We start from the raw sequence: 22,129 nt of genomic DNA, 5'->3' as shown, positions 1-22,129 counted from the left end.
ACGTCGGGGTCTTTCAGAAAAGCCCAGTCCAGATAAGGGACCAAGCGCAGCATGAACGCAATCAACCCGGTTGCGAGTGAGTTCGGCGCTTACCTTGATTCGGAACGGCGCAACAGTAGTCAGACGAAAATTCCTGGACTCTGGGTCAAAAACGGCCAGATCGCGGTCTCTGGCTATCAGGATTTCAGTATACAGGGTGGCGTGGTGGAGAAGGCACGACTACCGTCCAAGTATCGCAGGCTGGATTTCTATCTTCGCGATTGCGCCAGGCTGCTCGGCGGCCGGGGCAGCTTCCTCGACATCGGCTGCTCCGCCGGCCTGCTCTGCTTCCTGGCCCGCGAGGCCGGCTTCCACGCCGTCACCGGGCTGGACCATGACCGGGATTATGTCGGCATCCTGGCCGTCGCCTCGCAGGTCAGCGGACTTCCGGTAAAGGTCCTTCTGGGCGACTGGCGGGGCGCGCCGGGGGAGTATGATGTCGTCGCCGGCATGGCCGTGCTGCACGGGATCCATTCCGCCACAGCCGCGGAAGGGTCCTTCGACGAAATCTTCCGTCACCTGGCGAGCCGGACCCGGCGCTACCTGCTGCTCGAATGGGTGGCACCGGAGGATGACGCCTTCGCCCGGTTCGCGCCCGTTGCAGGCAGCACCGGCGTGCAGCGGGAGCCCTACACGCGGGAGAATTTCCTGGCAGCCGCGCAGCCGCATTTCGCCGCCGTGGATGCGGTGATCGAGACGTCGCCCACCCGGCAGGTCTATGTCTTCCGCAAGCAGCCGCCGCTGCGCCCGGAGCCGCCCAAGATCAGCTTTTCCAGTGTCGTGCGGATCCGTGACACCAGCGTCAGCAAGACCTTCCAGCCCCGGGCGCTGGTGCTGCACCCCGAGATCCTGGCCCGGGAGAAACGGGCGCTGGGGCTGTTGTTCGGCGTGCCGGGCTTCCCCGTGCTGCTGGCCGCGGATGAGCGAAGCCTGCACCTGACGCTCGCCGGAGATCCGGCCTCGCCTGCCAATTTGCCCAATGATGCCGAGGCACAGGGCCGCGCCCTTGTGGCGGCGATGCGCCAGAAGGGCATCCGCCACAACGACATCCACCCCGGCAACCTTCAGGTGAAGGAGGGCGCGCTGTACCTGATCGACTTCGCCTGGGCGTCCTTCGATGACGAACCGCGCGACTTCCTGCCGGACCGCATCGGCGTCGGCCGCGGGGTGCGGGCACCGGGCGACCCGTTCGACGACCAGGTCATGATGGACCGCTCGATCGCCATCCTGCGCGGCAAGGGTCGCTAGCGCGCGTCCTGACACGCAAGCCGTGGTGGTCGGCGTTCCACCTTGCCGCAGGCCATGGTAACAGCCTCGGCATGACCCCCGCCCAGACTCCGATCGCCCTCGGCTCCGACCATGCCGGCACCGCCTTGAAGGCCACGCTGCGCGCGGCGCTGGAGGCGGCCGGGCATCCGGTGCTGGATCTCGGCACGCATGGGCCGGAAAGCGTGGACTACCCGGATTTCGCCCATGCCGTCTGCGGCGCGGTGCTGGAGGGTTCGGCGCGGTTCGGCGTGCTGGTCTGCGGCACGGGAATCGGCATTTCCATCGCCGCCAACCGGCATGAGGGTATCCGCTGCGCCCTGATCCATGACGCGACCGGCGCCCGCCTGACCCGGCAGCACAATGATGCCAATGTCCTGGCCCTCGGCGCGCGCATGATCGGCGCGGAAGTGGCGCTGGATGCCCTGAACGTCTTCCTGACCACGCCATATGAGGGGGGCCGGCATGACCGCCGCGTCCTCAAGCTCAGCCCCGGATGGAGCCCGTCCCCATGAACGAGACCACGCCGGCGGTGACCCCCGCCCGTTTCTTCCAGGCCCCGGTGGCCGAGACGGACCCCGAGATCGCCGCCACGCTTCGCGATGAACTGATCCGCCAGCAGGACGGAATCGAGCTGATCGCCTCCGAGAACATCGTCTCCAAGGCGGTGCTGGAGACGCAGGGCTCGGTGCTGACCAACAAATACGCGGAGGGCTATCCGGGCCGCCGCTATTATGGCGGCTGCGAGGTGGTGGACATCGCCGAGAGCCTGGCGATCGAGCGCGCCAAGAAGCTGTTCGATTGCGGCTTCGCCAATGTCCAGCCGCATAGCGGCGCGCAGGCCAACCAGGCGGTGTTCTTCGCCCTGATGCAGCCCGGCGATACCTTCATGGGCCTGGATCTCGCCGCCGGTGGCCACCTGACGCATGGCGCGCCGGCCAACCAGTCCGGCAAGTGGTTCAAGGTGGCGCCCTATACGGTGCGGCGCGAGGACCAGCGCATCGACATGGACGAAGTCGCTCGCATCGCGCGGGAGACGAAGCCGAAGATCATCATCGGCGGCGGCTCCGCCTATGCCCGCACCTGGGATTTCCCGCGCTTCCGCGAGATCGCGGATGAGGTCGGCGCGATCTTCATGGTGGACATGGCGCATTTCGCCGGGCTGGTCGCCGGCGGCGCGCATCCCTCGCCGTTTCCGCATGCCCATGTGGTGACCACCACCACCCACAAGACCCTGCGCGGCCCGCGCGGCGGCATGATCCTGACGAATGACGAAGCGCTGGCCAAGAAGTTCAACAGCGCCGTCTTCCCGGGCCTGCAGGGCGGACCGCTGATGCATGTGATCGCCGCCAAGGCGGTCGCGTTCGGCGAGGCGCTGCGCCCGGAATTCCGCGCCTATGCGAAGCAGGTCGTGCTGAACGCCAAGGCGCTGGCGGCAGAACTGAAGGCGCAGGGGCTCGACCTGGTTACCGACGGCACCGACAACCACCTGGTGCTGGTCGACCTCCGTCCGAAGAAGCTGACCGGCAAGGCGGCGGAGGGTGCGCTGAACCGCGCCCACCTGACCTGCAACAAGAACGGCATCCCCTTCGACCCGGAGAAGCCGATGGTGACCTCCGGCGTCCGCCTCGGCAGCCCGGCGGCCACCAGCCGCGGCTTCGGCGAGGCGGAGTTCCGGCAGGTCGGCCAGATGATCGGCGAAGTGCTGGACGGCCTGGCCCAGGCCAACAGCCCGGAAGCGAATGAGGCGGTCGAGACCGCCGTAAAGGCCCGCGTCCTGGATCTCTGCCGCCGCTTCCCGATCTACTGAGGGAAGCCGGATGTACCCCGCCGCCACCCCCAAAGGCGGCCCGCGCACTTCAGCGGGCCGAGCGGCCGAATGGCCGCCGCGCCCAACCCGCCCGCATGGCCCGGCACGCCAGTGCACGGCGCGCAGGCAAGCGCGCGGAGCGCGCGCCCGCCGTTTGAGGGCATAGATTTATGCGCTGTCCCTTCTGCGGGCATGAAGACACCCAGGTGAAGGACAGCCGTCCGGCGGAGGATGGTGCCTCGATCCGCCGCCGCCGTTCCTGCCCCGCCTGCGGCAATCGCTTCACCACCTTCGAACGGGTGCAGCTGCGCGAACTGGTGGTGATCAAGACCGATGGCCGCCGCGTGCCCTTCGACCGGGACAAGCTGGCGCGATCGGTCCGCGTCGCGCTGCGCAAGCGGCCCTTCGACGAGGAACGCATCGAGCGCATCGTCAACGGCATCCAGCGCCGGCTGGAGGTGGAGGCCGATAGCGAGGTGCCATCGCACCGGATCGGTGAGGTGGTGATGGAAACGCTGCGGGACGTGGATGAGGTGGCCTATGTCCGCTTCGCCAGCGTCTATCGCAATTTCCGGGAAGCCAAGGATTTCCGGGCTTTCCTTGGGAAGATCGAAGGCTCCTGACGGTGTCGGACGAAGCGCATATGCGGGCCGCGCTGGCCTTGGCCGCGCGTGGCCTCGGCAATACCTGGCCCAATCCGGCGGTCGGCTGCGTCATCGTCGATGCGGCGGGCCAGGTGGTCGGCCGCGGCTGGACCCAGCCCGGCGGTCGCCCCCATGCGGAGACGGAGGCGCTGAAGCGCGCCGGCGCGGCGGCCCGCGGCGCCACCGCCTATGTCACGCTGGAGCCCTGCTGCCACTGGGGCCGCACGCCCCCCTGCACCGATGCGATGATCGCCGCCGGCGTTGCGCGCGTGGTGGTAGCGCTGCGCGACCCGGACCCGCGTGTGGATGGAGAGGGGTTCACGCGCCTGCGCGCCGCCGGGATCGTGGTGGAGGAAGGGCTGCTCCGCGCCGAGGCGGCATCGTTGAATGCCGGTTTCATCAAGCGCCTGCGCCATGGCCTGCCGCTGGTCACGCTCAAGCTGGCCACCACGCTGGATGGCCGCATCGCCACCGCCGGCAAGGAAAGCCGCTGGATCACCGGCCCCGAATCCCGCCGCGCCGCGCATGGGCTGCGCGCCAGGCATGATGCGATCATGGTCGGCTCCGGCACCGTGCTGGATGACGACCCTGACCTGACCTGTCGCCTGCCCGGCGGCGTGCCCATTCCCGCGCCGCGGATCGTCGCCGATGCGCGGCTGCGGATGCCCATCGGGGCAAGGTTGGTCCGTACGGCGCGGGAGATCCCGACACTGGTCGCCACCATTCCCGGCCATCCAGAGGCCGCGCTGGCGCCGCTGCGCGCGGCGGGGGTCGAAATCCTGGAACTGCCGCCGGGGCCGGAGGGCCTGTCCATGCACGGCATCCTGACGGCGCTCGCCGCCCGCGGCATCACCCGCGTGCTGGCGGAGGGTGGGTCCGGCATCGCGGCATCCCTGCTGCGGGAGGAGCTGGCCGACCGGCTCGCCTGGTTCCACGCACCCCTGGTGATCGGCGGTGACGGCATACCCGCTTCGTATGAACTGCCATTGCTGGAATTGGCCAGGGCGCCCAAGTTCCGCCGCGTGGCGCACCGCACCATCGGCGCGGATGTCCTGACCGAATTCGAGCGCGAGGCTGGCTGAATGTTCACCGGGATCATCACCGCCCAGGGGGAGGTGACCGCCATCGCGCCGATCGGGCATGGCCAGGACATGCGGCTGACCGTCGCCGTGCCGCAGGGCTGGCTGGAGGGCGCGGTGCTCGGCGCCTCCATCGCCTGCTCCGGCTGCTGCCTGACGGCGGTGGAACTGGCGCCCGCCGCCTTCACCGTGGAAGCCTCGGCCGAGACATTGGCAAAAACCACGCTCGGCGGCTGGCAGGTGGGACGGCGGATCAACCTGGAACGCCCGCTGCGGATGGGCGACGAGCTGGGTGGCCATGTGGTGTCCGGCCATGTGGATGGGCTGGGGGAGGTGCTGTCCGCGACCCCTGAGAACGGCTCCACCCGCTGGCGCTTCCGCGTGCCCCCCGCCATCGCGCCCTTCATCGCGCCGAAAGGCTCGGTCGCCATCGATGGCGTCTCGCTGACGGTGAATGAGGTAGAGGGCCAGGAATTCGGCGTGAACATCATCCCCCACACCACGGAGGTGACCGGCTTCGCGCAGCTGCGCCCCGGCCATTCCGTGAACATCGAGATCGACATGCTGGCCCGCTACGTCGCCCGCCTGCGGGAGTTCAACGCATGAGCACCGTCACCGCCCAGACCACCAGCTTCCACGACTTCCTCAGCCCCACCGAGGAACTGCTGGAGGAAGCCCGCCGCGGCCGCATGTTCATCCTGGTGGATGACGAGGACCGGGAGAATGAGGGCGACCTGGTCATCCCGGCGCAATTCGCCACGCCGGACGCCATCAACTTCATGGCCAAGCACGCCCGCGGGCTGATCTGCCTGGCGCTGACCCGGCACCGGGTGGAACAGCTCGGCCTGCCGTTGATGGCGCAATCCAACGGCACCCGCCACGCCACCGCCTTCACGGTGAGCATCGAGGCGCGGGATGGCGTGACCACCGGCATCTCCGCCGCCGACCGCGCGCGCACCGTGGCCGTGGCCGTCAACCCCGAGCTGGGGCGGGAGCATATCGTCACGCCTGGCCATGTCTTCCCGCTGGTGGCGCGGGAAGGCGGCACGCTGGTCCGCGCCGGGCATACCGAGGCGGCGGTGGATTTCGCGCGACTGGCAGGCCTCAACCCCTCCGGCGTGATCTGCGAGATCATGAACGACGACGGGTCGATGGCGCGGATGCCGGATCTGGTTGCCTTCGCCCAGCATCACGGCCTGAAGCTCGGCACCATCGCCGACCTCATCGCGCATCGCCGGCGGACGGAACGCCTGGTGCGGCGGGTGGAGGAAGGCAACGTCGAGGGTGTCGGCGGCACCTGGCGCGTCGTGGTCTATGCCTCGACGCTGGATCAGGGCGAGCATCTGGCGCTGGTGAAGGGCGACCTTTCCGGCCCCGTCCCAGTGCTGGTGCGGATGCATGCGACGTCCCTGCTGCGGGACATGGTGGGCGGCAAGGTGGAGGATGACCTGCACGCCGCCATGCGGACCATCGCGGAAGCCGGGCGCGGCGCGGTGGTGATGCTGCGCGACTGGCGGCTGGATGGCCTGTCCCAGCAGGTGCGCGCGGCGCGCGAGAGGCGCCTGACCTCGCCGGAAATCCGCGACTATGGCATTGGCGCGCAGATCCTGGCCGATCTGGGCTTGCGCGACATCATCCGCCTGTCCGACAACCCCCGCCCCGTTGTGGGCCTCGAAGGCTATGGCCTGACCGTGGTCGAGACGCGACCGATACCGAAGGACAGCAAGTGAGTACCAAGGACGCCCCTGTTCGCGCGACGCGGACCCTCTCTGGCGAGCCACCGCGCATCCTGGTGATCCAGGCGCCCTACTACGCCGAGGTCGTGGGCGGCATGCTGGCCGGTGCGCGTGGCGTGCTGGAAGGCGTCGGCGCCAGCCTCGATGTGGTGGATGTCGCCGGGGCGTACGAGATGCCGGCGGCGCTCCGCATGGCGCTCGGCGCGACGGAACGCTGGGACGGCTTCCTGATGCTCGGCTGCGTGGTGAAGGGCGAGACGGACCATTACGATTTCATCTGCGCCTCGGTCTGCCAGGGCGCGATGACGGTCGCCTCCGAATACGGCGCGCCGCTCGGCTTCGGCCTGCTGACGGTGGCGAGCCTGGACCAGGCGATCGCCCGGTCGCGGCCCGACCAGCACAATAAGGGTGCCGAGGCCGCGCATGCCGTGCTCGGCCAGGTCACGCTGGCGCGGCGCTGGCATTTCTCGCATTGGGCGCGGCGATGAGCAGCCAGAAAGGCAAGCCCCCGGCACCTGGCGGCCGCCCGCGCACCGGCGCGCGCGTCGCTGCCGTGCAGGCCCTGTTCCAGAGCGAGCAGGCGGGTGAGAACCCGGAATCGGTCATCGCCGAATTCGTCCGCCACCGCCTCGGCCCGAATGCCGCCGAGGACAGCTATGCCGAGGGCCGGATCCCCGAGGCCGACGCCAAGCTGTTCGCCCGCATCGTCCGCACCGCCGCCGCCAAGATCGAGAATCTGGACGAGACCATCGGCAAGGCGCTGGCCAAGGATTGGCCGCTGGAGAAGCTGGACCCTGTGCTGCGCGCCCTGCTGCGCGCCGCGGCGGCGGAATTCGCCACGCCGAAGGACCCGCCGGCCCGCGTCGTGATCAACGAATACCTCGACATCGCCAACGGCTTCTTCGTGGCCGATGAGCCGCGCTTCGCCAATGGCGTGCTGGATGCGCTGGCCCGCGCCTATCGCGCCGACGAATTCGCCCCGGCTCCCGCGGCACCGGCGCCGCGCGGCTGAGATGACGCTGCCCGCCGAGTTCGGGCTGATCGCACGCCATTTCGCGCCCTTGGCGGGGAAGGGCGGGCTGGGCCTTGGCGACGATGCCGCGCTGCTGGACCCGCCGCCGGGCCGCACCCTGGTGCTTGCGGCGGATGCCATGGTGGCCGGCGTGCACTTCCTGGCGGATGACCCGCCGGAGACGCTGGGCCGCAAGCTGCTTCGGGTGAACCTGTCGGACCTTGCGGCGATGGGCGCCGTGCCACTCGCCTACCTGATGACAACGGCCTTCCCGCGCGGCGTGACGCAGGACTGGATCGCGGCCTTCGCGGCGGGCCTGGCGCTGGACCAGGCGGAATTCGGCATCGAATTGCTGGGCGGCGACACGGTGGCCACCGATGGTCCGGCCACCTTCTCGCTGACCATCCTCGGCCATGTCGCGTCGGGGGCGGCACTGCGGCGGGTGGGGGCGCGGCCGGGGGACGAGGTCTGGGTCTCCGGCAGCATCGGCGATGGCGCGCTGGGGTTGCTGGCGCTGACCGGCCGCCTGCCGGCCGACCCGCATCTCGCCGCCCGCTACCGGCTGCCGCAGCCGCGCGTGCCGCTCGGCCTGCGCCTGGTCGGGCTGGCGCGGGCGGCGATGGATGTCTCGGATGGGCTGGTGCAGGACCTTGGCCATCTGGCGCGGGCTGCCGGCTGCGGCGCGGTGATCGAGGCCGCCGCCGTGCCGCTCTCCGCCCCGGCGCGGGCCGCGCTGGCCGCCGACCCGGCCCTGCTGCGGCGTATCCTGACCGGTGGCGACGATTACGAACTGGTCTTTGCCGCCGCCCCTGCCGATTCGGCCCGCGTGCGGGCGGCCGCGGCGGAGGCTGGGGTCGTGGTGACCCGGATCGGTGTTTTTGAAGCCGGGCAGGGGGTGCGCGTGCGCGATCCGGCCGGGCAGGATGTGAAGCTGCCTGCCAGCGGATGGAGCCATTTCTGATGCCTGCCGAGGAAGCCCGCATGAAGCGGGATGTGCGGATCCTGTTCTTCTGCCAGGCGCTGATGAACGCCTCCGTGGTGGGGCAGGTCGCGATGGGCGGGCTGGTCGGCTACAGCCTGGCCACCGACAAGTCGCTGGCCACGCTGCCGCTCGCGCTGCAGATGGTGGCGACCATGGCGGCCTCGATTCCCGCCGGCATCATCTTCTCCCGCCTCGGCCGCCGGGCTGGCTTCCTGATGGGGGCGGCGGGGTCCTTCTGCGGCGCGCTGACCTTTGCGCTCGGCATCTGGCTCGGGGATTTCTGGGTCTATGCGCTGGGCGCGCTGCCCGCCGGCATCGGCTTCGGCATCGCCCAGCATTACCGATTCGCCGCCGCCGAGGTGGCCTCCCCGGCCTATCGGCCGAAGGCGATCTCGCTGGTCATGGCCGGCGGCGTGCTGGCGGCGATCTTTGGGCCGGAGCTGGTGAAGCACAGCCGCAACCTGTTCGAGCCCTTCATCTTCCTCGGCACCTACCTGATCCTGGCGCTTCTGCCGATTGCCTGTGCCGTGCTGCTGACCAAGGTGCGCCTGCCGCCGGCGCCGCCGCGGCCCAAGGTGACCACGCCGATCATCGAGATTCTGCGCCGCCCGGCCTTCCTGGCCGCCGCCGGCACCGGCGCCATGGGCTATGGCACCATGAACCTGCTGATGACCTCGACTCCGCTGGAGATGATGGCCTGCGGCTTCGGTGTCGGCGCCAGCGCCACGGTGATCCAGGCGCATGCCGTGGCGATGTTCGCACCGGGCTTCTTCACCGGCCGGCTGATCGCCCGATGGGGGGCGCGTACCATCATCGCGGCTGGCGTCGGGCTGAACGCGCTGTGCGGCGCGGTCGCCATCCAGGATGAGACCTTCTGGCACTTCACCGTGGCGCTGGTGCTGCTGGGGCTCGGCTGGAACTTCATGTTCACCGGCGCCACCACCCTGCTCGGGGAAGCCCATTCGCCGGATGAGCGGGTGCGGGCGCAGACGGCGAATGATTTCATCGTCTTCGGCACGGTTGCCTGCACCGCGCTCGGCTCCGGCGTCATCCATGCAACCGCGGGGTGGGAAGTGCTGAACCTGCTGCTGCTGCCGGCGCTGCTGTTTGCCCTGGTGCTGACGCTGTTCCTGCGTCCGGCTCGCGCCAGGGCTGCCTGAAAGGCAACAGGAACAGCCGCTTGCGGCTGTTCCTGCTCGCGCCAGATCAGCGGCTCGGCGCGCCGATCGTCTGGGTCTGTCCGCCGAGGCCCGGCGCCAGGCGGCCGATATTGCCGAACAATTGCTGCATGATCGTGCGGTCATTGCCCGGTGACGGGGTGATGCGGCTGACCACCCGGACATTGCGCCCCTCCTCCGGCCCGATGCGGCGGATATCCTCCACCACGCCGGCCTGGGTGAAGCGGATGGCGACCACGCGCTGGTCTTCCACGGACAGGGTCCGCCCCGGCCGCTGCCGGGTGATGCTGCTCATGTAATACCAGACCGAATTGTCGAAGGTCCCGGTATGGGAGGGAGAGCCGATCAGCGTCTCCACATCGGCGCGGGAACTGACGCCGGGCGTAATCTGCGCCAGCGCCTCATCATCCACCGCATGGCCGCGCATCTCCCGCGGGCTCTCGAACAGTCCGAGGCCGGGAACGGCGGACATGCCGCCGCATCCGGTCGTGCCCAGCAGGGCAACCAGAACCAAGGCAAGGCCTGGGCGGGCGCCGAGACGGGAAGTTTGACGGGCCGCCAAGGGCCGCAACATGTTGACCGCGTGCATGGGGCGCTCCATGTCCCGGCAATGCCACCCTCGCGGGTCGCGGTCAACGTCGCCCGGCAGCGTGGCCCGGCAGCGCGATCGGTGGCGAATTGCCCGGATGGGAGTGGACGATGGGCCTGCTTGGCCTTTTTGGGCGCAAGCCGCATGAACGTGCGGGCTTCGACCTGTATGGCGCGGCCGTCGCGGCGGCGCGGCAGCCGCGATTCTTTGCCGAACTCGGCGTGCCGGACACGCTGGATGGGCGATTCGACCTCGTTTCCCTGCATGTGGCGCTGCTGATTCGCCGGCTGCGGCGAGACCCGGATGTGGCTGGCCCTAAACTCGCCCAGGCGGTGTTCGACGCGATGTTCGCCGATATGGACGTGAACCTGCGGGAGATGGGCGTCGGCGACCTGGTCGTGGGCAAGCGCGTGAAACGGATGTGGGAGGCCTTCCACGGCCGTGCCGCGGCCTACGAATCGGCCGTGGATGCCGGCGATGCCGCGGCGCTGGCGGAGGCGCTGGCCCGCAACATCTGGCGCGGAGAGCCGCCGCCGGCCGGCGCCGCGGCGCAGCTGGCTGCCCATGCCCTGGCGGTGGCCGACCTGCTGGCCCCGCAGCCGATGGCGACGCTGAAGCGCGGCCAGGCGCTATTCGCATGACGACCGACAATCCCCTCGAATTCTCGCGCCGCCACCGACTCGGCGGCACCGAGTCCCGAAGCCTGGAACTGCGCGCCCGGCCGGAGGAATGTGCGGCGCTGGCCGCCCGCTTCCGAATTCCCGGCGTCACGCGGCTGGAGGCCTGGCTCACCCTCAGCCCCGAGAATGGCGGCACCATGCGGCTGCGTGGCCGGCTGGCGGCGGATGTGGTGCAGGAATGCGTGGTCTCGCTCGGACCCGTTCCGCAAACCGTTGATGCCGCATTGGATCTGCGCATCCTGCCGCCTGGCACCCCGGCCACCGATGACGACCCGGACAGCCCGGATGAGATCGAGACATTCGGCGACGCGGTCGATCTGGGGGAGGTGGTGGCCGAGCAGCTCGCCCTGGCGCTCGACCCCTATCCGCGCGCGCCGGACGCGGCGATCCCGCCCGAACTGGATGGCACCACGCTTGAGCCCGAGGCCGATATGGACGATACGGCCCCGGAGCGCCCGAATCCCTTCGCCGCCCTGTCCCGCCTCAAGCGGAACTGACGGCGGGAGAAATCCGGGGCCGCTTGCTTCCCCGTGCCGCGCGGTGCTAATGCCCGCGGCTCCGCTGATATTGCAGCTTGTTGACGAGAAAGGCTCGGCACCATGGCCGTCCCGAAGAGAAAAGTATCGCCGTCCCGCGCCGGCATGCGGCGGAGCCACCAGGCTCTGACGGCGGCCGCGCATATGGAGTGCACGAACTGTGGCGAACTGAAGCGCCCGCACCACATCTGCTCGCATTGCGGCCATTACGATGGCCGTGAAGTGATGGCGGCCGACAAGGCCAAGGGTGTCGTCCGCGTCTGAACCGCACGAAAGGGCAACCGCCCATGTGGCGAAGGCTCTGAAGGTGGCGAGGAAGATCCTGGCGGATCGAGGTCCAGCAGCGTTCGCGCTGGCAATCGATGCCATGGGCGGCGATCACGCACCGGAGTCCATCCTGGATGGGCTGGAGCTGGCCGCGGAACGCCACCCACAGGCGCGTTTCCTGCTCGTCGGTGACGAGGCGCGCGTCGGGGCGTTGCTCGCAAGGCGTCCTCGCGCGGCCAAGGCCTGCAGTCTGCGTCATGCTCCGGAAGCCATTCCGGGCGACATGAAGCCGACCGCGGCTTTGCGCGTGCGTGGGTCCTCCATGCGCGTGGCAATCGATGCCGTGGCGCAGGGCGAAGCCTCCGGTGTCGTCTCCGCCGGCAATACCGGCGCGCTGATGGCGCTGGCCAAGATCGTGGTGAAGACGCTGCCGGAAATCGATCGGCCGGCGCTGGCGGCCATCGGGCCCTCGGCGCGGGGCGATGTGGTGATGCTCGACCTCGGCGCGAATTTGCAATGCGATTCACGCAACCTGGTTGAGTTCGCCATCATGGGCGACGCTTTCGCCCGTGCGGTGCTGGGCCTGACCAATCCCACGCTCGGCCTGCTCAATGTCGGCTCCGAGGAGCTGAAGGGCGATGAGCGCGTGCGGGTGGCGGCGGAAACGCTGCGCGACAGCCATCTAGGCACCAATTTCCGCGGTTTCGTCGAAGGCCATGACATTGCCGCCGGCACGGTGGATGTGATCGTCACCGATGGCTTCACCGGCAATGTCGCATTGAAGACCGGGGAGGGTGCGCTGAAACTGATGCGCGACCTGCTGCGCCAGGTCTTCACCAGCTCCATGCCCGCGCGCATGGGCTACCTGCTGGCCCGCCCGGCGCTGGACCGGCTGCGTGAATGGATGGACCCACGGCGCTACAATGGCGCCGTGTTGATCGGGCTGAATGGCGTGGTGGTGAAAAGCCATGGCGGCACGGATGCCGTCGGCTTCGCCCATGCGGTGGATGTGGCGATGGACATGGTGACGCACCGCTTCAACGACCGGATCCGGGAAGGGCTGGCGCTGCTGCCAAGCCCCGCCCAGCGGCTTGCCGCCACCCAGCGCTGATCCGATGAGCAGCGCGATTCGCGGCGTGATCGCCGGCACCGGCGGCTACCTTCCGGCGCGCTCCGTCAGCAATGACGAGCTGGCGCTGGAGAAGAACCTCGACACCACCGATGACTGGATCGTGGAGCGCACCGGCATCCGCCGGCGGCACTTCGCGGCCGTCGGTGAAACGGCCTCCTCCATGGGCATGGAAGCCTGCCGGGCGGCGCTGGCGCAGGCCGGGGCTTCGGCGGCGGATGTGGATGCGGTGATCGTGGCCACGGCCACGCCGGACAGCGCCTTCCCCTCCACGGCCTCGCGCATCCAGGGTGGCCTCGGCATCACGCGCGGCTTCGCCTTCGACCTGTCGGCCGCCTGCACCGGCTTCATCTACGCGCTGTCGGTCGCCGATGCGATGATCCGCACCGGCCAGGCGCGTGGCGTGCTGGTGGTGGGCGCGGAAATCTATTCCCGCATCCTGGACTGGACCGACCGCGGCACCTGCGTGCTGTTCGGTGATGGCGCCGGCGCGGTGTTCCTGCGGGCGGAGGAAGGTACGGCACGCGGCCTGCTTTCCACCCATCTTCATTCCGATGGCCGTTTCGGCGACATCCTCCAGGTCGATGGCGGCGCGGGCTCCACCGGCTGCTCTGGCGTTGTGCGGATGGCGGGGCGGGAGGTGTTCAAGCACGCCGTCACCAAGCTGGCCGCCGCGGTGGATGAGGCGCTGGCGGCCAATGGCCTCGGCCATGACGACGTTGCCTGGCTGGTGCCGCACCAGGCCAATATCCGCATCATCGAGGCGATGGGCCGCAAGCTGCATCTGGGCCTCGACCGCGTGGTGGTGACGGTGGACCGCCACGCCAATACCTCCGCCGCCTCCATCCCGCTGGCCCTGGCGGAAGCCACGCGCGACGGACGCATCAAGCCGGGCGAGCTGGTGCTGATGGAGGCCATTGGCGGCGGGCTCACCTGGGGCGCCGCACTGGCGCGTTTCTGAGCGATTCCCGCGCCCTGTGCGGCGCGGTGGCAACAGTGTTGCAACTTCCTGCCACACCGCCGCAAACCTATGGTTGACGGCCATCCCGGAACCCGGCTTTCTTGCGACTTGAAGGGGTTGCAAGGACCTGCTCTGGCATGACGACGATCACGCGGGCCAATCTGGCGGAAGCGATCTATGCGCAGGTGGGACTCTCGCGCAACGAGAGTGCCGAACTGCTGGAGACGGTGCTGGAGCGCATGTCGGCGGCGCTGGAGGCGGGGGAGGCGGTGAAGATCTCCGCCTTCGGGTCCTTCGTCGTGCGCCAGAAGGGCCGCCGGGTCGGGCGCAACCCGAAGACCGGGGTGGAAGTGCCGATCCAGCCCCGCAAGGTGCTGGCCTTCCGGCCCTCCCACGTGCTCAAGGCGCGGCTCAATCCGGGCCAGACCATCGCGCGCTCGGCCGATGACGACGCATGAGTGACGACGGCCAGGACGGCGATGATCCCCGCGGCCGTCCCCGCAAGGCCCCCACGGCCTTTCGTACAATCAGTGAGGTAGCGGACGATCTTCAGATCCCGCAGCATGTCTTGCGGTTCTGGGAGACCAAATTCCCGCAGCTCAAGCCGCTGAAGCGCGGCGGCGGGAGGCGCTATTACCGGCCGGAAGACATCACGCTGCTGCGGCGGATCTCCGACCTTCTCTATACCCAGGGCTACACCATCAAGGGCGTCCAGCGCCTGCTGCGGGAAGGCGGGCTGGATGAGGCCGGGCAGGCCCCGGAACTGCCACTCGGCGATATCGATGAGGTGGAGGCGCCGGAGCCGGTGCGCGACGCGCTGGATGCCCTGGAACGCCTGGCGCATGAGCTGCGGGCCCTGGCCGCCCGGGGCTGAACGGGGGCTGATTTTGCGCCCCGGGGGTTGGCGCGGCCCGGCGCCCGGTGCTATTGCCGCCGCAGTCGGAGCGTAGCGCAGTCTGGTAGCGCATCAGTCTGGGGGACTGGGGGTCGTGGGTTCGAATCCCGCCGCTCCGACCATTCAGCGACCCTTTTTCAGCGCCGCGTCCGCATCAGGTCTGCGAGCAGCGCGGTGCCGACCCCGGCGAGCATCAGCAGCGCCATCGGCACCGCATCCGTTCCCGTCAACACACCGACCAGCCCGGCACCCAGCGCCGCCAGGCCGAACTGCATCATGCCGAGCAGGGCAGACGCACTCCCGGCACGCGTGCCATGGCGGGCCAGCGCGCCCACCGCGGCATTCGGCAGCACCAGGCCGGTGCAGGCCAGGGCGACGCAGGCCGGCAGGTAAAGGCCGAGGAACCCCCCCCAGCCGGTGCTGGCCGACAGCGTCATCAGCAGCACCGCCAGCAGCGCGACATACAGCGCCACCCGCGGCACCAGCCCGCCAAAACGCCCGAGCAGCCAGGGGTTGAGCTGCGTCAGCCCGATGAAGCCGATGGCGCTGACGGCGAATAGCAGCCCGAACTCGGACGGCGCGATGCCGTATTGCGCGATATAGACCTCCGGCGCGCCGCCGATGAAGGCGAAGACCATGAACATGGCGGCGCCCCCCATTACCGCATGGGTGATGAAGCCGCGCTCCACGCCGATGCGGCCGAAATCGCCGAGGACCGTCATCGCCGAACGGCGTTGCCGGCGTTCCGGCGGCAGCGTCTCCGGCAGCAGGAAGCCGGCCAGCAGGCAGGAGACCAGGCCATAGCCGGCCGAGACCCAGAAAATGACGCGCCAGCCGGCGGCCTCCAGCAGCAGCCCGCCGATGGTCGGCGCCAGGATCGGCGCCGCGCCCATCACCAGCATCAGCCGCGACATCAGCCGCGCCGCATCCAGCCCGGTCGCCAGGTCCCGCACCATGGCGCGCGGGATCACGGCACTCGCCGCGCCGCCAAAGGCCGCGACGCAGCGCCAGGCGGAGAGCATGGCGATGTCGGACGCCAGCGCACAGCCGATGGAGGCCACGGTATAGATCGCGGTGCCGATGATCAGCGGCCGGCGCCGGCCGAGCCGGTCCGCCAGCGTGCCCTGCACCAGCTGCCCGACCGCCAGCCCGAGGAACCAGGCGGACAGCGTCGCCTCCACCCCGCCCCAGGCGGAGCCGAGCTCGGCCCGGATTGCCGGGAAGGCGGGCAGGTACATGTCGGTGGAGAGGGGCCCGACGGCGGTGAGGAAGCCGAGCAGCAGGGGAAGCCAGCGGGGCATGAAGATCTTTCTGCGGTGGCGCGCTTGCCGCTGCGACGAAGCGGCAGCGACCATGCAGGACGCCGGGACGGCGTGCCAACGCGGATAATCGGACCCGGGCATACGCTGCGCGCCGGGTCGCCACCGTGACGAACCTCGGGCGCGGCATGGCGTTGCCTGACACCGACTTCATAAGTCGGCCATGCAACTCCTGCGCAACAACCGCCGAACCGAGGAGCCTCCCCATGAGCAAGCGAGTCCCCCGCCTGACGCGCGCCGGCGCGCTGGCCAGCCTTTTCCTGCTGCCGTCGCTGGCCGCCGCCACGGCGCAGACGCGCACCCTTGAGACCGAGCATGGCAGCGTCCGCGTCGAGACTCTGGCACAGGTGGAACACCCCTGGGGCCTCGCCTTCCTGGAGGGTGAGCGCTTCCTGGTGACGGAGCGCAACTCCGGCCGGCTGATGCTGGGTGGTGGCGACCGGATGCGGCCGGTCTCCGGCGCGCCGGAGGTCTATCGCTATGAGGGTCCGACGAATCGCAGCCAGGGCGGGCTGCTCGACATCGCCCTGCATCCGGATTTCAGCGAGAACCGCATCCTGTTCCTGAGCCACTCCCGCTGGACCGATGAGGGCGGCGGCACCGCCGTGACGCGTGCGCGCCTGGCCGGGGAGGATGGCGACGATCCGCGGCTCGAGGATGTCGAGACCATTTTCATGATGAACAACCCGGATGGCAGCGGCCTGCATTTCGGCGGCCGCATGGCCTTCGACCCGCGCGACGGATCGCTGATGTTGTCGGTCGGCGATCGCCGCAACATGAACCGCGCGCAGGATGACAGCGACCATGCCGGCTCCATCCTGCGCATGACGACCGATGGCAGCCCGGCAGAGGGCAACCCCTTCGCCAATGACGATGACAAGGCTGCGCACATCTATGCCATCGGCCTGCGCAACGTGCATGGCATGGCCTTCCACCCGGAGACGCAGGAGCTGTGGGTGAACGACCACGGCCCGCTCCGCGGCGATGAGATCCATCGCATCGAGGCCGGCCGCAACTATGGCTGGCCCTTCCTGACCGGTGGCCGCGACTACTCCGGCGCCCCGCTGGGCGAAGGCACGGAGCGGGAGGGGATGGAGCAGGCGGTGCATATCTTCGAACGCACCGTCGCCCCCTCCGGCCTCGCCATCTATGGCGGGGACCAGTTCCCCGACTGGCGTGGCGACAAGCTGCATGGCGGTCTGACGGCCCGCGCGCTGGTCCGCACCCGGATGGAAAATGGCCGCGTGGTGCAGGAGGAATGGATGCTGGGCGACCTGGACCGCCGCATCCGCGACGTCCGCGTGCATCGCGACGGCTCCATCTGGCTGCTGACCGAGCATGAGGATGGCGAGGTGCTGCGCCTGACGGCGGCGCGCTGAACGAAAGGGGTTTCCCCAGCCATGAAGCCGCGGGTTAGGCTTCGCGCCGGATTGGCTGGGGAAACGCCGAAAAATGCCGCGCCGGATCATCGACCTGTCGATCGCGCTCGATAATGACGTGGTGCAGGACCCGCCGGGCTACGGCCCCGCCATCGAATACCGCACGCATAAGGACTCGGCCGGGGAGCTGGTGGCCTTCTTCCCCGGCATCACGCCGGAGCAGCTGCCCGATGCCGAAGGCTGGGCGATGGAATGGGTGCGGCTGTCCACCCATAACGGCACGCATCTGGATGCACCCTGGCATTACGCCAGCACCATGGATGGCGGCGCCCCGGCGCTGACCATCGACGAGGTGCCGCTGGATTGGTGCATCGGCCCGGGCGTGCGGCTGGACTTTTCCGAGTTTGCCGATGGCCATGTGGTGACGGCGGCGGAGCTGGAGGCGGCGCTGTCCGCCATCGGCCACACGCTGCAACCCGGCGACATCGTGCTGGCGCATACCTCGGCCGGCGCCTGCTATGGGCGGCCGGACTACGTCTCCCGCGGCTGCGGTTTTGGGCGGGAGGCCACGTTGTGGCTGACCGCGCGCGGCGTGCGCGTGGTCGGCACCGATGGCTGGTCCTGGGATGCGCCCTTCATCCACACCAAGGCCAAGGTCGCCGCCACCGGCGATGCCAGCCTGATCTGGGAAGGCCACAAGGCGGGGCGGGAGGCCGGCTACTGCCAGATCGAGAAGCTGACCAACCTGGACAGGCTGCCCGCCACCGGCTTCACCGTGAGCTGCCTGCCGGTGAAGATCACCCGTGCCTCCGGCGGCTGGTGCCGGGCGGTGGCGATCTTCGACGATTGAGACTTCACAAGCCTGTGCTGGACAAAGCCCGCGCGCACGACAACTCTGGCGTCAACAAGCCGCGGCCCTGACCGCGGCGGACGTCCAGGGAGAGTATCGGAGCGGTGAAACCAGCCCCCTTCGCCTATGCGCGCGCGACCACCCTGGCCGAGGTGTTCGACGTGCTGGAGACCCATGGCGACGCGGCCCGGCTGCTCGCCGGCGGGCAGAGCCTGATCGCCGCGCTGAATCTGCGCCTCGCCAGCCCGAGCCTGCTGCTGGATATCAACGGGGTTGCCGCATTGCGCGGCGTGACCTTCGCGGATGGCCTGCTGCGGATTGGTGCGCTGACCCGCCATGCGGAACTCGGCGCCGATCCGTTGGTGGCGCAGCACGCGCCCCTGCTGGCGCAGGCCGTACCGCATATTGCCCATGCCGCCATCCGCAGCCGGGGGTCTATCGGCGGTTCGCTGGCGCTCGCCGACCCGGCGGCGGAACTGCCGGCCTGCGCCCTGGCGCTGGAGGCGGTGCTGGTGCTGGCAAGCCGGGGCGGGGAGCGCCGAGTCGCGGCCGCGGATTTCTTTCCGGGGCTGTACCAGACCGCGCTGCGCGGGGATGAGGTGCTGGCGGCGGTGGAAATCCCCTCCCGCGCCGGGGCGGCCTGCACGCTGCAGGAACTGGCGCGGCGGCATGGCGACTACGCCATTGTCGGGCTGGCCGCGCAACGCCTGGGGCAGGGGGTGCGGCTGGCCTGGTTCGGCGTCGGCCCCACGCCGCTGCGCACGCCGCGCGCCGAGGCCGCCTTCGCCGCCGGGGATGTCGCGGGCGCGCAGGCGGCGCTGGCTGGGGAATTGGACCCGCCGGAGGATCTGCATGGCCCGCCGGCGCTGCGCCTGCATCTGGCGCGCGTGCTGCTGGGCCGCGCCGCCGCCGCGCTCAAGGGGCATTGAGATGAAGCTGGATGTGTCCCTGACGGTGAATGGCGAGGCCGTTTCCGCCCGCATCGAGCCGCGCCAGCACCTGGTGGATTTCCTGCGCGAGGTGCTGGACCTGACGGGCAGCCATGCCGGCTGTGAACACGGCGTCTGCGGCGCGTGTTCGCTGATCGTGAATGGCGAGATGGTCCGCGGCTGCCTGATGCTGGCGGTGCAGGCCGAAGGCGCCGAGGTCTGGACCGTGGAGGGCCTGACCGAGACCGGTGCCATTGCCGCCTTGCAGGACGCCTTCGTGGCACGCAACGCGCTGCAATGCGGCTTCTGCACGCCGGGGATGCTGGTGGCGGCGGCGACGCTGCTGAAGGCGAACCCCCACCCGACGCGGGAGGAAATCCGCGAGGGCATCAGCGGCAATTACTGCCGCTGCACCGGCTACCACGCCATCGTCGATGCCATCGAACAGGCGGCCCGCGCATGAGTGAGCTTTCGGCCGTGGACCGGCCCAATTCCTATATCGGCCGCTCCGTGCCGCGACCCAATGCGAAGCGGCTGGTGGCCGGGCGCGGCCAATATGTTGACGACCTCCGCCTGCCGCGCATGGTGCATGTGGCTTTCCTGCGCAGCCCGCACGCGCATGCGCGCATCCTGTCCATCGACTCTGCCGCAGCGAAATCCGCGCCCGGCGTAGTGCGCGTGGTGACGGGGGCGGAGATGGCTGCGGTCTGCACGCCCTGGGTCGGCGTGCTGCACCACCTCAAGGGCCTGAAATCCGCGCCGCAACATGCGCTCGCCGTCGATCGCGCCTGCTGGCAGGGGGAGCCTGTGGTGGCTGTGGTCGCCCGGTCCCGCGCGGAGGCGGAGGATGCGGTCGGGCTGGTCGAGGTGGCGTGGGAGGAATTGCCGGCGACGGTGGATATGGAAACCGCGCTCGCCAACGGCACGCCGGTGATCCACCCGGAGCTCGGCGACAATCTTGCGTTCCAGCGCGAACATGTCGGCGGCGAGCCGGAGGCCTGTTTCGCGGATGCCGACAGCGTCGTGGTGCAGGCCAGTTTCCACACTGGGCGGCATACCGGCGTCTGCCTCGAAGGCCGCGCGATCCTGGCGGACTACAACCCGGCGGAAGGGCGCCTGACGGCGTATCACTCCAACCAGGCGCCGCACATGATGCAGACGGTGTTCGCGAAACACCTTGGCCTGCGCGAAGGCGATGTGCGCGTGGTGTGCCGCGACGTCGGCGGCAGTTACGGCATCAAGGTGCATGTCTATCCGGATGAGATGGCGACTGCCGCCTTGTCGAAGATGCTCGGGCGACCCGTAAAATTCGCGGCCGACCGGATCGAGGGCATGGTCTCCGACATCCACGCCCGCGACCATCGCATCACGGCGCGGGCCGCGGTGACCAGGGATGGCGTGATCACCGCGATGGAGATCGACGACCTCACCGGCATCGGTCCCTATTCCGTCTATCCGCGCACCTCCGCGGTGGAGGGCAACCAGGTGGTCAACCTGTGTGGCGGCCCCTATGGGCTGCGTGGCTACAAGGCGCGCACCACGGTGGTGTTCCAGAACAAGACGCCGACCTGCCAATACCGCGCCGTGGGCCACCCGATCGCCACCACGGTCACGGAAGGGCTGGTGGACCTCGCCGCGGAAGCCATCGGCATGGACCCCGCCGAAATCCGCCGCCGCAACCTTCTCGCTGATGACGTCTACCCTTTCCGCAATCTGGCCGGCCTGGCCTTCGAGGGGCTTTCGCATCACGCCTGCCTGACCAAGCTGCTGGCGATGATGGACTACGAAGGGCTGAAGGCGGAACGCGACGCGCTGCGAGCCAAGGGGGTGTATCGCGGCATCGGACTGGCCAGCTTCATCGAACTGACCAACCCATCCCCCTTCATGTACGGCATCGGCGGCGCGCGGATTTCCGCGATGGATGGCGCGACGGTGCGGCTGGACCCGGATGGCAGCGTCAGCGTTGCCTCCGGCGTCACCGAGCAGGGGCAGGGGACGGAGGCGATGCTGGCGCAGATCACAGCCGGCGCCGTCGGCGTCGATGTGGCGCGGGTCCGCGTGACCACCGGCGATACCGAGACAACCCCCTATGGCGGCGGCACCTGGGCTAGCCGCGGCGCCGGCATCGGCGGTGAGGCGGCGCTACAGGCGGGCAATGCGCTGCGGCAGCAGATCCTGGTGATCGCGGGTGCCATGTTGCAGGCCGCACCCGAAAGCCTGGATGTGCGCGGCGGCGTGGTGGTGGATCGCGCAACGGGCGCGGAACGCCTGCCTTTGGAAGAGCTCGGCCGCATCGTCTATTTCCGTGGCGATACGCTGCCGAAGGATCTGCCGCGGGAGCTGGTGGCGACGCGGCACTACACGCCGAAGGATTACCCCTTCGCCTTCACCAATGGCGCGCAGGCCAGCTACCTCGAAGTCGATGTCGAGACCGGCTTCGTGAAGCTGCTGAAGCATTGGTGCGTCGAGGATTGCGGCACCGTCATCAACCCGATGCTGGTGGATGAGCAGATCAGGGGCGGTGTGGTGCAGGGCCTCGGCGGCGCGCTGCTGGAACACTGCGTCTATTCGCCGGAGGGCCAATTGCTGACCGGCTCGCTCGCCGACTACCTGCTGCCGATGTCGGGCGAGATGCCGGATATCGCGGTGGCGCATGTGGAAACTCCGACCAAGGAATCCGCCCTCGGCGCCAAGGGTGCCGGTGAGGCGGGGACGGCCGGCGCGCCGGCCGCGGTGCAGAACGCCATCAACGACGCGCTGCGGCCGCTCGGCGCGCGCGTCTTCGCGCAACCCTTCACCCCCGCGCGCATTCTCACCGCGCTCGGCAAGATCTGAACAACAGGGAGCAA

At 69.5% G+C, this 22,129-nt stretch carries 25 protein-coding genes and 1 tRNA gene; 24 read left to right on the top strand and 2 right to left on the bottom strand.

What is annotated here, in order from left to right:
* Nucleotides 1–204: 204 nt before the first annotated feature.
* The 11 genes from Q8S40_RS13165 (at nucleotide 205) to Q8S40_RS13115 (ending at nucleotide 9,728) form a co-directional block, all read left to right on the top strand.
* Nucleotides 205–1,287, top strand: a complete 1,083-nt coding sequence (locus Q8S40_RS13165; RefSeq protein ID WP_305670754.1) for a methyltransferase domain-containing protein — start codon at nucleotides 205–207, stop codon at nucleotides 1,285–1,287.
* A 71-nt stretch (nucleotides 1,288–1,358) separates the two neighbouring features.
* On the top strand, nucleotides 1,359–1,820 hold the full coding sequence (rpiB, locus tag Q8S40_RS13160) for a ribose 5-phosphate isomerase B (RefSeq protein WP_304814614.1): 462 nt from the start codon (nucleotides 1,359–1,361) through the stop codon (nucleotides 1,818–1,820).
* Nucleotides 1,817–3,115 (top strand): serine hydroxymethyltransferase, encoded by a 1,299-nt coding sequence (glyA, locus tag Q8S40_RS13155; RefSeq protein WP_305670753.1) that lies wholly within the window; start codon nucleotides 1,817–1,819, stop codon nucleotides 3,113–3,115. Before rpiB ends, glyA begins: the two co-directional genes overlap by 4 nt.
* Nucleotides 3,116–3,285: 170 nt before the next feature.
* The gene (gene nrdR, locus Q8S40_RS13150; RefSeq protein WP_168052412.1) at nucleotides 3,286–3,738 is read left to right on the top strand and encodes a transcriptional regulator NrdR; all 453 of its coding nucleotides are present in this window, start codon (nucleotides 3,286–3,288) and stop codon (nucleotides 3,736–3,738) included.
* Nucleotides 3,739–3,740: 2 nt separating this feature from the next.
* A complete protein-coding gene (gene ribD / locus Q8S40_RS13145; protein WP_305670752.1) occupies nucleotides 3,741–4,841 on the top strand; it encodes a bifunctional diaminohydroxyphosphoribosylaminopyrimidine deaminase/5-amino-6-(5-phosphoribosylamino)uracil reductase RibD in 1,101 nt (366 codons plus the stop codon).
* Complete coding sequence (locus tag Q8S40_RS13140) at nucleotides 4,842–5,444, top strand: riboflavin synthase (RefSeq protein ID WP_304814609.1); 603 nt, start codon at nucleotides 4,842–4,844, stop codon at nucleotides 5,442–5,444.
* On the top strand, nucleotides 5,441–6,568 hold the full coding sequence (ribB, locus tag Q8S40_RS13135) for a 3,4-dihydroxy-2-butanone-4-phosphate synthase (RefSeq protein WP_304814608.1): 1,128 nt from the start codon (nucleotides 5,441–5,443) through the stop codon (nucleotides 6,566–6,568). Before Q8S40_RS13140 ends, ribB begins: the two co-directional genes overlap by 4 nt.
* Nucleotides 6,565–7,062: a 6,7-dimethyl-8-ribityllumazine synthase gene (ribH, locus tag Q8S40_RS13130; RefSeq protein WP_305670751.1), complete on the top strand. Its 498-nt coding sequence runs from the start codon at nucleotides 6,565–6,567 to the stop codon at nucleotides 7,060–7,062. Before ribB ends, ribH begins: the two co-directional genes overlap by 4 nt.
* Nucleotides 7,059–7,586, top strand: a complete 528-nt coding sequence (gene nusB, locus Q8S40_RS13125; protein ID WP_305670750.1) for a transcription antitermination factor NusB — start codon at nucleotides 7,059–7,061, stop codon at nucleotides 7,584–7,586. Before ribH ends, nusB begins: the two co-directional genes overlap by 4 nt.
* 1 nt (nucleotide 7,587) lies before the next feature.
* A complete protein-coding gene (thiL, locus tag Q8S40_RS13120) occupies nucleotides 7,588–8,547 on the top strand; it encodes a thiamine-phosphate kinase (protein WP_305670749.1) in 960 nt (319 codons plus the stop codon).
* On the top strand, nucleotides 8,547–9,728 hold the full coding sequence (locus tag Q8S40_RS13115) for an MFS transporter (protein WP_305670748.1): 1,182 nt from the start codon (nucleotides 8,547–8,549) through the stop codon (nucleotides 9,726–9,728). The genes thiL and Q8S40_RS13115 overlap by 1 nt, the downstream gene beginning before the upstream one ends.
* A 46-nt stretch (nucleotides 9,729–9,774) precedes the next feature.
* On the opposite strand, the gene Q8S40_RS13110 is transcribed toward Q8S40_RS13115, so the two are convergent.
* Nucleotides 9,775–10,218, bottom strand: coding sequence for an outer membrane protein assembly factor BamE (locus Q8S40_RS13110; RefSeq protein ID WP_304814603.1), 444 nt, complete (start codon nucleotides 10,216–10,218; stop codon nucleotides 9,775–9,777).
* A 227-nt stretch (nucleotides 10,219–10,445) separates the two neighbouring features.
* Here Q8S40_RS13110 and Q8S40_RS13105 point away from each other — a divergent pair, with 227 nt between their 5' ends.
* The 8 genes from Q8S40_RS13105 to Q8S40_RS13070 all read left to right on the top strand — a co-directional run bounded on the left by Q8S40_RS13105 (nucleotide 10,446) and on the right by Q8S40_RS13070 (nucleotide 14,925).
* Complete coding sequence (locus tag Q8S40_RS13105) at nucleotides 10,446–10,976, top strand: ubiquinol-cytochrome C chaperone family protein (RefSeq protein WP_305670747.1); 531 nt, start codon at nucleotides 10,446–10,448, stop codon at nucleotides 10,974–10,976.
* Nucleotides 10,973–11,512, top strand: coding sequence for a DUF177 domain-containing protein (locus Q8S40_RS13100; RefSeq protein WP_304814601.1), 540 nt, complete (start codon nucleotides 10,973–10,975; stop codon nucleotides 11,510–11,512). Before Q8S40_RS13105 ends, Q8S40_RS13100 begins: the two co-directional genes overlap by 4 nt.
* 102 nt (nucleotides 11,513–11,614) lie before the next feature.
* On the top strand, nucleotides 11,615–11,815 hold the full coding sequence (rpmF, locus tag Q8S40_RS13095; protein ID WP_304814600.1) for a 50S ribosomal protein L32: 201 nt from the start codon (nucleotides 11,615–11,617) through the stop codon (nucleotides 11,813–11,815).
* A gap of 43 nt (nucleotides 11,816–11,858) precedes the next feature.
* A complete protein-coding gene (gene plsX, locus Q8S40_RS13090; protein WP_304814599.1) occupies nucleotides 11,859–12,929 on the top strand; it encodes a phosphate acyltransferase PlsX in 1,071 nt (356 codons plus the stop codon).
* Between the two features lie 4 nt (nucleotides 12,930–12,933).
* Nucleotides 12,934–13,908 (top strand): beta-ketoacyl-ACP synthase III, encoded by a 975-nt coding sequence (locus Q8S40_RS13085; RefSeq protein ID WP_305670746.1) that lies wholly within the window; start codon nucleotides 12,934–12,936, stop codon nucleotides 13,906–13,908.
* Nucleotides 13,909–14,045: 137 nt separating this feature from the next.
* Entirely contained in the window at nucleotides 14,046–14,366 is a 321-nt protein-coding gene (locus Q8S40_RS13080) for an integration host factor subunit alpha (protein ID WP_304814595.1), read from the top strand.
* Between the two features lie 110 nt (nucleotides 14,367–14,476).
* Nucleotides 14,477–14,782 carry a MerR family transcriptional regulator gene (locus tag Q8S40_RS13075; protein WP_370690845.1) on the top strand — a complete coding sequence of 102 codons (306 nt, stop codon included), beginning with the start codon at nucleotides 14,477–14,479 and terminating at the stop codon, nucleotides 14,780–14,782.
* Nucleotides 14,783–14,848: 66 nt separating this feature from the next.
* Nucleotides 14,849–14,925 (top strand) — tRNA-Pro (locus tag Q8S40_RS13070).
* Nucleotides 14,926–14,940: 15 nt separating this feature from the next.
* On the opposite strand, the gene Q8S40_RS13065 is transcribed toward Q8S40_RS13070, so the two are convergent.
* A complete protein-coding gene (locus tag Q8S40_RS13065; RefSeq protein ID WP_304814593.1) occupies nucleotides 14,941–16,104 on the bottom strand; it encodes a multidrug effflux MFS transporter in 1,164 nt (387 codons plus the stop codon).
* Nucleotides 16,105–16,328: 224 nt separating this feature from the next.
* Here Q8S40_RS13065 and Q8S40_RS13060 point away from each other — a divergent pair, with 224 nt between their 5' ends.
* The 5 genes from Q8S40_RS13060 (at nucleotide 16,329) to Q8S40_RS13040 (ending at nucleotide 22,115) form a co-directional block, all read left to right on the top strand.
* Entirely contained in the window at nucleotides 16,329–17,501 is a 1,173-nt protein-coding gene (locus Q8S40_RS13060; RefSeq protein WP_305670744.1) for a PQQ-dependent sugar dehydrogenase, read from the top strand.
* Nucleotides 17,502–17,574: 73 nt separating this feature from the next.
* Entirely contained in the window at nucleotides 17,575–18,351 is a 777-nt protein-coding gene (locus Q8S40_RS13055; RefSeq protein WP_305670743.1) for a cyclase family protein, read from the top strand.
* 104 nt (nucleotides 18,352–18,455) lie between these two features.
* Nucleotides 18,456–19,280 (top strand): xanthine dehydrogenase family protein subunit M, encoded by an 825-nt coding sequence (locus tag Q8S40_RS13050; protein WP_305670742.1) that lies wholly within the window; start codon nucleotides 18,456–18,458, stop codon nucleotides 19,278–19,280.
* Nucleotide 19,281: 1 nt separating this feature from the next.
* A complete protein-coding gene (locus Q8S40_RS13045) occupies nucleotides 19,282–19,743 on the top strand; it encodes a (2Fe-2S)-binding protein (RefSeq protein ID WP_304814586.1) in 462 nt (153 codons plus the stop codon).
* Complete coding sequence (locus Q8S40_RS13040; RefSeq protein ID WP_305670741.1) at nucleotides 19,740–22,115, top strand: xanthine dehydrogenase family protein molybdopterin-binding subunit; 2,376 nt, start codon at nucleotides 19,740–19,742, stop codon at nucleotides 22,113–22,115. The genes Q8S40_RS13045 and Q8S40_RS13040 overlap by 4 nt, the downstream gene beginning before the upstream one ends.
* Nucleotides 22,116–22,129: the final 14 nt, after the last annotated feature.

The sequence above is a fragment of the Falsiroseomonas sp. genome, assembly GCF_030695085.1.
GTDB lineage: Bacteria > Pseudomonadota > Alphaproteobacteria > Acetobacterales > Acetobacteraceae > Falsiroseomonas.
Note: the sequence above shows the minus strand (reverse complement) of the source record. Positions and strands in the feature narration are given on the sequence as shown.